A 9,861-nucleotide genomic window follows, 5' to 3' on the forward strand; every position below is an offset into this window, starting at 1 on the left:
GGGCCCCTACGCGCAGAGCGAAATGCCGACCGATCGACTCCGTGCGGAAACAATCGCGTGCTTGGATGGGTTCCACTAAGCAGAGATCGAAGAACGAGTGCAGGAGGCCAAGTCATGTCGACCACAGCAACCCAGAACGGCGTGGACGAGCTCGCCGGTGCCCACCAGCTCTCCGCCGCCGACCGCTGCGACAGCTGCGGTGCCCAGGCGTACATCCGAGTGGTCGTGAACAACGGAGAACTGCTGTTCTGCGCGCACCACGGGAAGAAGTACCAGGAGAAGCTCTCCAGCATCGCCCAGAGCTGGCACGACGAGTCCGCCCGACTCTTCGAGGAGCAGCGTCCCTAGCGCGTCCCCGATCAGCCCGGACGGCGCGTCAGCGCCCTACCGACCGACACCGAGCCGCTTCGCGATCACTTCGCGAGCGGCTCGTGCCGTTTCATCGACCAGGCGGAGACGCTCGTCCGACGGGGAGTAGGCGTCGCCGAGGGCGCGCCGCAGGATCGCGTCCGCGAGCGAGGGGTTCTTCGCGAGGACGGGGCCGTGCAGGTGCGTGCCCAGAAGGCCTCCCTCCGCGTAGCCTTCGTGGCCGGCGCCGTCGCCGGTGCCGTGCAGCACTCGGCCGAGCGCGTGCTCGGGTGCGATCCCGGTCATCCGGCGCTCGTGGTTCTCGAAGCCGACGAGGACACCGCCCGGCGTCTCGACGAGGAGGTCGTCGGTCGCGCGCTCGCCCGTGACCGAGTCTCCGGGGAACAGTCCGATCCCCCGGGCGCCACCCGCGGCCGTGCTGATCGAACCGGCCAGCATCTCCCAGCCGGCCCCGACCGCGACCACCTGGGTGCCCTGGTCGACCCAGGCCCGCAGCGTCGGCGCGATCTCGTGGAGGAGGGCCAGGACGCCCGGGAGGTCCTCGTCCGCTCCCGTCCCGGCGACCAGGACGTCAGGACGGACCTCGGCGTCGGAGGCGGCCGCCAGCGGCACCACCTCCGCCTCGACCCCCGACCAGCGCGCCCGAGCCGCGAGGACCCGGGCGTTCGCCGCGTCGCCGTTGCTGTCCAGGACGTCGGGAGCGAGCACGGCGATGCGGAGGGTGGTCACGCGGTCTCCTCGCGGTTGGTGACGAGCTGCAGGTGCGCACGGGTGCGGCGCATCGAATCGGCCGAGAAGACGATGGTCTTCCGGCCGGAGGCGGGGGTCGGCAGAGCGAGGAACGCGTCGAGCGCGCGGCCCAGGTCCTCGTCGACGGAATCGACGCGGACGCCGTCGTAGCGCAGGTGCAGCGCCGCCTCGTGCGCCTTCGACCCCGAGACGACTCTGACGTGCCCGAGCACGGAGGTGTCCACGGGCCAGAAGTAGGAGGGGTCTCGGACGTCGGAGCCGATCGCGAGCATGATCTGCTCGGTCCCCTCGGGGATCTCCGCGATGTTCAGGCGGTAGCTCGCCGGGTTCTGGACCAGGACGAACTCGACCTCGTGGCCGCGCACGGTGACGATCTCGCCCCGCCCGAAGACGGGGTCGATGCTCGAGAGCGCGGAGGCGGCGAGGGCCGGGTCGAAGCGCTCAGCGAGCACGGCGCGGGCCGTGGAGACGGCCGCCGCGGCGTCCACCGCGTAGTGGACGCCCCGCGCGGGGAGCCGGACCTCGAGCGGGTCGCCATCGCTGACGATGCGCGCGGCCGCTCCCGTCGTGCTCTCGACGACGGTGGTGGCGCGGTCGGTCCCGGCCTCCGCCTCCGCGGCGTAGCCGAGACCGCCGGACGCGGAGTCGCGGACGGAGGAGGAGACGCCGTACCAGCGGATCCGCTCGTCGGGGAGGGAGGTCGCGACATCGGCGACGTGGCGGTCGTCGGCGTTCAGCACGACGGGACCGGTCGCGCGGGAGGCGATGGTGCCGAGCATCCGGGCGACCATGGCCGGATCGAAGAAGCGGTCGATCTGGTCGACCACCACGTTCGTCAGCAGGACGACGCGGGGGCGCATCCGGGGCGCGAGGCGCGCGCCGTGACCCTCGTCCATCTCGAGGACGGCGATGTCGGCGTCGATCCGTCCGCGGAGGTCCGCCCGCTCCAGGAGCGCGGAGGTCAGCCCCTGGGCGATGTTGGCCGTCGAGGGGTTGGTGAAGACCCGGAGCCCGTGCGCGCGGAGCACCGCGACCAGCATCTTGGTCGTGGTCGACTTGCCCGCCGATCCCGTGACGACCACGAGGCCGTCCCGGAACCCGTCGAGCACCGCGGGCAGGAATCCGGGCGCGACGCGGTTCACCACGAGTCCGGGCACGGCGGATCCCCCGCCGGGCTTCCGGACCCGCGCGGCGAACCGGGCGGCCCTCCCGAGGAGGACCGCCGGCGCGTAGCGGATCACCGGCCTACTCGAGGTAGTCGCGGAGCGACTGCGAGCGGGACGGGTGGCGGAGCTTGGCCATCGTCTTGGACTCGATCTGACGGATGCGCTCGCGCGTCACGCCGAAGGTGTCGCCGATCTGGTCGAGCGTCTTCGGCATGCCGTCGCCGAGGCCGAAGCGCATGCGGATCACGCCGGCCTCCCGCTCCGAGAGCGAGTCGAGCAGCGACTCCAGCTGCTTCTGCAGCATGGTGAAGCCCACGGCGTCGGCCGGGACGACCGCCTCGGTGTCCTCGATGAGGTCGCCGAACTCGCTGTCGCCGTCCTCGCCCAGGGGCGTGTGCAGCGAGATCGGCTCGCGCCCGTACTTCTGCACCTCGATGACCTTCTCGGGGGTCATGTCGAGCTCGCGCGAGAGCTCCTCGGGCGTGGGCTCGCGGCCCAGGTCCTGGAGCATCTGGCGCTGCACGCGGGCCAGCTTGTTGATGACCTCGACCATGTGCACCGGGATGCGGATGGTGCGGGCCTGGTCGGCCATCGCGCGGGTGATCGCCTGGCGGATCCACCACGTGGCGTAGGTCGAGAACTTGAAGCCCTTGGTGTAGTCGAACTTCTCGACCGCACGGATGAGGCCCAGATTGCCCTCCTGGATGAGGTCGAGGAACTGCATCCCGCGACCGGTGTAGCGCTTCGCGAGGCTGACGACGAGCCGGAGATTCGCTCCGAGCAGGTGGCTCTTCGCGCGCTGGCCGTCCTTCGCGACCCAGCGCAGCTCGCGGACGAGCTCCGGGCTGAGGTCGGTCGAGTTGGCGAGCTTGTCCTCGGCGAACAGGCCGGCCTCGATGCGCATCGCGAGCTCGACCTCCTCGGCCGCGTTCAGGAGCGCGACCTTGCCGATCTGCTTCAGGTAGTCCTTGACCGGGTCGGCGGTGGCACCGGTGATCGCGGTCGAGTAGACCGGGACCTCGTCGTCCTCTCCGCCGAACGACAGGACGAGCGCACCGCTCGGGAGCGGCTCGGCCGGAGCGGCGACGGCGGCGGCGGCCGGGGCCTCCGGCGTCTCCGCGTCGTCCTTCGCGTCGGTCTCGGTGTCCTCGGCGACGACCTCGGTCTCCTCCTCCTCCGCTGCCTCGTCGGGCTCGACGGCGTCGGTCGGCTCCTCCTCGGTGTCGGCGGGAGCGGCGGCCTTGGTCGTGGCGCGCGAGCGGGTCGTCTTGGCCGCGGTGGTCTTGGCCGCCGTGGTCTTCGCCGCGGGCTTGCGCGTCGCGGGCTTCTTGGTGGTCGTCGTCACGTCGTCGTCGACGGCGTCGAGCGTTGCGGTCTTGGTAGCTCTGGTGGCCATGGCGGCACCTCTCCATCCGTTGCGTCCCGGGGGCGGGCGGCGCGGGAAGGCGTCGTCCGTCGGTGGGCATTACGAGGACCCATGTCAAGTCGAGGACGTCGCACGCCCGACGTGGGCCTGGTGCTCCTCGACCCGAACGGGTCCTATTGACAATTATTGCACGTCTGAGTAGTGCAGCCGTGCGGTGCGGTGCGAGTGGGGCTCGATCCGGCGGGATCCGGGCCGTTCCGCTGGGACATCGCGTCTGCAGAAGGGCGGATCGACGGGGACGACCGTCAGCGCCCCGCGCGGCCGCGGCGCATCCGGTCACTCAGTGCAACCCAGAGAGGGGCCACGGTTATTCCCTCGTCCTCGGCCAGGCGGCGGCGGGTCCGGCGGCGCGCGACGACGAGTCCGACGACTCCGGCGCCGACCACCACGTACTGCACGCACCACGCCAGGCGGAAGTGCTCGAGCGAGTAGGTCTGCTCCGAGGAGGCGCCGGGACCGGCCAGTGCGTCGAGGATCAGGCCGATCGCGAACATCATCGTGAAGCTGGCCAGGAACCCGCCCACGTTCACGACTCCGTTGGCCGCGCCGAGGCTCCGCGAGGGGTTGAACGTGCGGGCGAAGTCGAACCCGATCATGGAGCCGGGGCCGCCCGCTCCGACGACGATCAGGAGCAGCACCACGAGCCAGTACGGCGGGACGCCGGGCCAGAGCAGCACGACGGTCCAGGCGACCGCCATCGCCGAGACGATCCCGAGCACGAGGTTGCTGCGGCGCATGGGGTGGCGAGCGGTCAGGACGCCGAGCACCGGCCCGACGACGATCCCCGCGATCACGACGATCGTGAGGGTCGGCGCGGCGACGGTCGGCGGCAGGCCGATCGCGTAGACGAGGAAGGGGTAGCCCCAGAGCAGCGTGAACACCGTGCCGGAGGACTGCGTGACGAAGTGCGACCAGAAGCCGAGCTGCGTCCCCGGCCGGCGCAGGCTCACTCCGAGCTGCGCGATCGTCGCCCGGAGCGTCGGCGGCACCAGGATGATCGGCTCGGTGCGCGGCGGGACGTCGGCGACCAGGAGGAGCACGCCGAGGAAGGACACGGCCCCGAGGCCGGCGGCGCTGAGGAACGCGGGCTCCCAGCCGAACGTGTGGAGGATCGCCGCGAAAGGGAGTGCGGAGAGGATCTGGCCCACCTGGCCGATGTTGCCGATCCACTGCGAGAGCTGCGGCACGATCGGTCCGCTGAACCAGGTGACCGTGAGGCGGATCACGGAGGTGAAGATCGCGGCGTCCCCCGCTCCCAGCAGGATCCGCCCGACGATCGCGACGCCGATGCCCGGCGCGATCGCGACCACGACCTGGCCCGCCATCATCAGTGCCGTGCCCGAGAGGATCAGGGTCCGCGGGCCGAACCGGTCGATGAGGATCCCGACCGGGATCTGCATCCCGGCGTAGACGATCAGCTGGACGACGGCGAGCGACGAGAGGACGGCGGCGGCCACCCCGAACCGCTCCGCGGCGTCCACTCCTGCGACGCCCAGCGTCGTGCGGTCCAGGACCGCGACGAGGTAGGCGAACGCTCCGGCACCGAAGACGAACCAGGCTCGACGATCACGCACTCGTCCGATCCTACGGCCGCTCAGGAGGCGGTGGGCTCCTCGCCCGGGCGACGGATCGCGAGGAACTTCTCGAGCTCGGCGGCGATCGCGTCGGCGCTGGGCACGAAGCCGTCCTCGTCGGTGAGCGGCGAGCGGAGGCTCGTCCCCTCCATGTAGGTGTCGTGCCGCGCCTCGAGGGCCGAGACCAGCTTCTGCAGCTCGTCGTTGCCGCCGACCTGCTCGTCGACCTTGCCGAGGAACTCCCGCCCGCTCTCGCGCAGGCGGTCCGTCGGGAAGATGAGGCCGGTCGACGCCGAGATGCTCTCGAGCGCCGCGACCGCCGCCTGCGGGTACTCGGTGTCCGACAGGTAGTGCGGGATGAGCAGCGCGAAGCCGATCACGGTCAGACCGCGCTCGTAGAGGCGCAGCTCGAGCAGGTGGAGGACGTTCGAGGGCACCTGCGTGTGCGGCTTCCAGACCGACATCGCCTCGATCAGGTCCTCGCGGTTCCCGCTCACGGTGACGCCGACGGGCCGGGTGTGCGGCACGGGCATCGGGATCGCCTGGACCCACGTGGTCGAGGCGACGTCGAGCCGCTCGAGGAGGGAGACCACCGCGCGGGTGAACCGCTCCCACTGGAAGTCGGGCTCGAAGCCGGTGAGCAGGAGGAACGGCTGGTGCAGCTCGTCGTGCGCGAGCGAGAGCCGGAGCATCGCAGGACGGTAGTCCGTCAGGTGGTCCTGGTCGAACGTGATGATGGGGCGGCGGGCCCGGTAGTCGAGCAGCTGATCCTGGTCGAAGACCGCGACCTCGCGGTGCTCGAGGGTCTCGAAGAGGTACTCCCCCAGCTGCCCCACCGCTCCCCCGGCGTCGGCCGAGCCGGTCAGGCCCGCGACGAGGTGCAGCCCGCGCGGGATCTCGGAGAGGTCGCCCTCGATCTCGAACAGGTCTTCCGGATCCAGCATGCGTCCAGTCTAAACGGGGGTCCCGGCGCCCCGGCCGGGTCCGCTGAGCCCTCAGCGAACAGCGCCTAGCATTGCCGCCATGCCCCTCTCCTCTCTCGAGTACTCGACCGTTCCCGCCTCCGACATCGACACCGACGCCCTCGTCCTCGGCGTCGCCCCGGGACCCGATGGTCCCCGGCTCGTCGGCGCGGAGGGCTTCGAGGAGCTGGCCCCCGCGCTGACCGCGCTCGGCGCGACCGGCGCCGCCGAGACGCTCGTGCGCGTGCCGTCCTCGGTCCGTGCCGGAGTGATCGTCCTCGTCGGACTCGGCTCGGCGGAGCCCGACGACACCGCGCTGCGGAACGCCGCGGGCGCCGCCGTCCGCCTGCTCGCGGGGTCCGCCTCCGTCGCCCTCTCCCTCCCCGCCGGCTCCGACGGCACGCTCGCCGCGGTCGCCGAGGGCGCCGCGCTCGGCTCCTACTCCTTCACCGCCTTCCGCGGCAGCACCGCCGCCACGGCGAAGGCGCCCGTCGAGCACGTCGTCCTGCTGGGCGGCGGCGAGTCGGCCGACCCCGCCGTCCTGGACCGGGCGCTCGTGCTCGGCCGCGCGGTCGGCACGGTGAAGGACCTCGTCAACACTCCCCCGTCGCACCTCTATCCGCAGACGCTGGCCGAGGCCGTGCGGACCGGCGCCGAGGGACTGCCCCTCGAGGTCACCGTCTGGGACGAGGAGGCCCTCGCGGAGGAGGGGTTCGGCGGCATCCTCGGAGTCGGCAGCGGCTCCTCCCGCCCGCCCCGCCTCGTGAAGGTCGCCTACGCGCCCGAGGGCGCGAGCACCCACCTCGCCCTGGTCGGCAAGGGCATCACCTTCGACAGCGGCGGACTCTCGCTCAAGCCGCCGGCCTCGATGATCGGGATGAAGACCGACATGGCGGGCGCGGCGACCGTGTACGCCGTCGTGCGCGCCATCGCGGAGCTCGGCCTCCCGCTCCGCGCGACCGCCTGGCTCTGCATCGCCGAGAACCTCCCCTCCGGGACCGCGATCCGCCCGGACGACGTGCTCACCGTGCGCGGCGGGACCACGGTGGAGGTGCTGAACACCGACGCCGAGGGCCGGCTGGTGCTCGCCGACGGCCTCGTCGCCGCCAGCGAGGAGCAGCCCGATGCGATCATCGACGTCGCGACGCTGACCGGCGCCTCCGTGGTCGCCCTCGGCAACCGGACCGTCGGCGCTCTGGGCGACGACGAGCTGGTCTCCCGCGTCCTCGACGCCGCCCGCGCGGCGGGAGAGCCCTTCTGGCAGATGCCCCTCCCCGCGGAGCTGCGACCGCTGCTCAACTCGGACATCGCCGACATCGCGAACGTCAAGCCGGGCAACACCGCCGGCGGCATGCTCCTCGCCGGCCACTTCCTCCGCGAGTTCGTCGGGAAGCGCGGCGAGGGCGAGGACGCGACCACGATCCCGTGGGCGCACCTCGACATCGCCGGCCCCTCGAGCAACGGAGGCGGTGGCTACGGCTTCACCGGAGCCGGCGCCACGGGGGTCTCGGTGCGCGCGCTGATCGCCCTGGCCGAGGGCTTCGCGAGCGCGTAGTAGGGTCGACGGGGCGGGAGATCCCGCCTCGTCCCCCCTCCCGATCCGCTCGGCGCTCAGCGCCGGAGCCGGTCGGCCGGGAAGCGGGACCGCACGTCGCGAGGGAGTCACTGGGTGTCGGAAGAGCGCTACGACCTGGTCGTGCTCGGAGGTGGCAGCGGCGGGTACGCGGCGGCCCTCCGGGCGACGCAGCTCGGGATGAGCGTCGCGCTCGTGGAGCGCGACAAGCTCGGCGGCACCTGCCTGCACCGCGGGTGCGTGCCCACCAAGGCCCTGCTGCACGCCGCCGAGCTGGCGGACGGCGCCCGCGAGGGAGAGAAGTACGGCGTGCTCTCGAGCTTCACCGGGATCGACATGGCGGGCGTCACGCGCTACCGCGAGGGCGTCGTCGCCGGCAAGTACAAGGGGCTCCAGAGCCTCGTGTCCTCGCGCGGCATCACGGTCGTCACGGGCGACGGCCGACTCACCGCGCCGGGCACCGTGACGGTCGGCGAGCACGTGCTCCACGGCGCGTCGGTCGTCGTCGCCACCGGGTCCGCCTCCCGCACCCTCCCCGGGATCGAGATCGGCGGCCGCATCCTGACGAGCGACCAGGCTCTCGAGCTCGACCACGTGCCCGCGAGCGTCGTCGTCCTCGGCGGCGGAGTGATCGGCGTCGAGTTCGCGAGCGTCTGGCGCTCGTTCGGCGCCGAGGTCACGATCGTCGAGGCCCTCCCCCACCTCGTCCCCAACGAGGACGAGAGCGTCAGCAAGCAGCTGGAGCGCGCCTTCCGCAAGCGGGGCATCGCCTTCCAGCTGGGATCCCGCGTCGCGTCGGTCTCGCAGAGCGAGGGCGGCGTCTCCGTGTCGCTCGAGAGCGGCGCAACGGTGGAGGGCGAGATCCTGCTGGTCGCCGTCGGCCGCGGCCCGGTGACCGCGGGCATCGGCCTCGAGGAGGCCGGGGTCCGCCTCGACCGCGGCTACGTGCTGACCGACGAGCGCCTGCAGACCTCCGTCCCCGGCGTGTACGCCGTGGGCGACATCGTGCCGGGGCTCCAGCTCGCGCACCGGAGCTTCCAGCAGGGGATCTTCGTCGCGGAGGAGATCGCCGGTCTGGGGCCGCAGGTCGTCAGGGACGTCAACGTCCCGAAGGTGACCTACAGCGACCCCGAAGTGGCCTCCGTCGGCCTCGGCGAGGCCCGCGCGATCGCCGAGTACGGCGCCGAGCGCGTCGCCGTGTACGACTACGGCCTCGGCGGCAACGCCCGGAGCACGATCATCGGGACCACCGGCTCCGTGAAGGTCGTGCGCCTGGTCGACGGCCCCGTCGTCGGCGTGCACATGGTCGGAGCCCGCGTCGGCGAGCTGATCGGCGAGGCTCAGCTCATCGTGAACTGGGAGGCGCACCCCGAGGACGTCGCGCCCCTCGTGCACGCGCACCCCACTCAGAACGAGGCGCTCGGCGAGGCGCACCTCGCTCTGGCCGGGAAGCCGCTGCACGCCCTGTAGAACCACTGCGGTGCGGCGACCCGCCGCTTCCGCATCAGTAAGCTGGACATCGAAACACAAGCGTCTTAAGGAGACAGGCTCATGAGCGAATCCGTCAGCCTCCCGGCACTCGGAGAGAGTGTCACGGAAGGAACGGTCACCCGCTGGCTGAAGAACGTCGGGGACCGCGTCGAGGTGGACGAGCCCCTGCTCGAGGTCTCGACCGACAAGGTCGACACCGAGATCCCGTCGCCCGTCGCGGGAGTGATCGAGGAGATCCTCGTCCAGGAGGACGAGACCGTCGAGGTCGGCGCCGAGCTGGTGCGCATCGGAGACGGCTCCGGAGCCGCGTCGGCGTCCGAGCCCGAGGCTCCCGCCGAGGAGGCCCCCGAGGTCCAGGCCGCCGAGACCGAGGCCACTGACGAGGCGACCCCGTCGGTGGACGCCGAGAGCGACGCCGAGGCTCCCGCCCCGGCCGAGCCCGAGCCCGCCCCGGCCGCCGACTCCGGTTCCCGTGAGGGTGGAGAGGTCGATGCCGTTCTCGCCGGCGAGCTTGCGCACGAGCGGGGTGACGTAGCCGGGGTTGGAGTCG

Annotated in this window: 8 protein-coding genes and 1 pseudogene; 4 read left to right on the plus strand and 5 right to left on the minus strand. The window is 72.1% G+C overall.

Features of this window, described 5'->3' with window-relative positions:
* The first annotated feature begins 114 nt into the window (after positions 1-114).
* Positions 115-348 (plus strand): hypothetical protein, encoded by a 234-nt coding sequence (locus tag C5D36_RS14950; protein ID WP_068212876.1) that lies wholly within the window; start codon positions 115-117, stop codon positions 346-348.
* Positions 349-384: 36 nt separating this feature from the next.
* Here the strand turns inward: C5D36_RS14950 and C5D36_RS14955 are convergent, their stop codons facing one another.
* The 5 genes from C5D36_RS14955 to C5D36_RS14975 all read right to left on the minus strand — a co-directional run bounded on the left by C5D36_RS14955 (position 385) and on the right by C5D36_RS14975 (position 6,229).
* The gene (locus tag C5D36_RS14955) at positions 385-1,098 is read right to left on the minus strand and encodes a type 1 glutamine amidotransferase (RefSeq protein ID WP_146083752.1); all 714 of its coding nucleotides are present in this window, start codon (positions 1,096-1,098) and stop codon (positions 385-387) included.
* The gene (locus C5D36_RS14960) at positions 1,095-2,360 is read right to left on the minus strand and encodes a Mur ligase family protein (protein ID WP_104273654.1); all 1,266 of its coding nucleotides are present in this window, start codon (positions 2,358-2,360) and stop codon (positions 1,095-1,097) included. The genes C5D36_RS14955 and C5D36_RS14960 overlap by 4 nt, the downstream gene beginning before the upstream one ends.
* 4 nt (positions 2,361-2,364) lie before the next feature.
* Positions 2,365-3,681: an RNA polymerase sigma factor gene (locus C5D36_RS14965; protein ID WP_104232561.1), complete on the minus strand. Its 1,317-nt coding sequence runs from the start codon at positions 3,679-3,681 to the stop codon at positions 2,365-2,367.
* 275 nt (positions 3,682-3,956) lie between these two features.
* Positions 3,957-5,285, minus strand: coding sequence for a nitrate/nitrite transporter (locus C5D36_RS14970; RefSeq protein ID WP_104296149.1), 1,329 nt, complete (start codon positions 5,283-5,285; stop codon positions 3,957-3,959).
* A gap of 20 nt (positions 5,286-5,305) precedes the next feature.
* Complete coding sequence (locus C5D36_RS14975; RefSeq protein ID WP_104296150.1) at positions 5,306-6,229, minus strand: proteasome assembly chaperone family protein; 924 nt, start codon at positions 6,227-6,229, stop codon at positions 5,306-5,308.
* 79 nt (positions 6,230-6,308) lie between these two features.
* Here C5D36_RS14975 and C5D36_RS14980 point away from each other — a divergent pair, with 79 nt between their 5' ends.
* From C5D36_RS14980 to C5D36_RS17370, 3 genes and pseudogenes are all read left to right on the plus strand, one after another.
* Positions 6,309-7,802 (plus strand): leucyl aminopeptidase, encoded by a 1,494-nt coding sequence (locus C5D36_RS14980; protein WP_104296151.1) that lies wholly within the window; start codon positions 6,309-6,311, stop codon positions 7,800-7,802.
* A 114-nt stretch (positions 7,803-7,916) separates the two neighbouring features.
* Positions 7,917-9,290 (plus strand): dihydrolipoyl dehydrogenase, encoded by a 1,374-nt coding sequence (lpdA, locus tag C5D36_RS14985; protein WP_104296152.1) that lies wholly within the window; start codon positions 7,917-7,919, stop codon positions 9,288-9,290.
* An 81-nt stretch (positions 9,291-9,371) separates the two neighbouring features.
* A pseudogene (locus C5D36_RS17370) lies at positions 9,372-9,539 on the plus strand (biotin/lipoyl-containing protein); the annotation flags it as partial.
* Positions 9,540-9,861 lie beyond the last annotated feature (322 nt).

Source organism: Rathayibacter sp. AY1C6, assembly GCF_002931535.1.
Lineage (GTDB): Bacteria > Actinomycetota > Actinomycetes > Actinomycetales > Microbacteriaceae > Rathayibacter.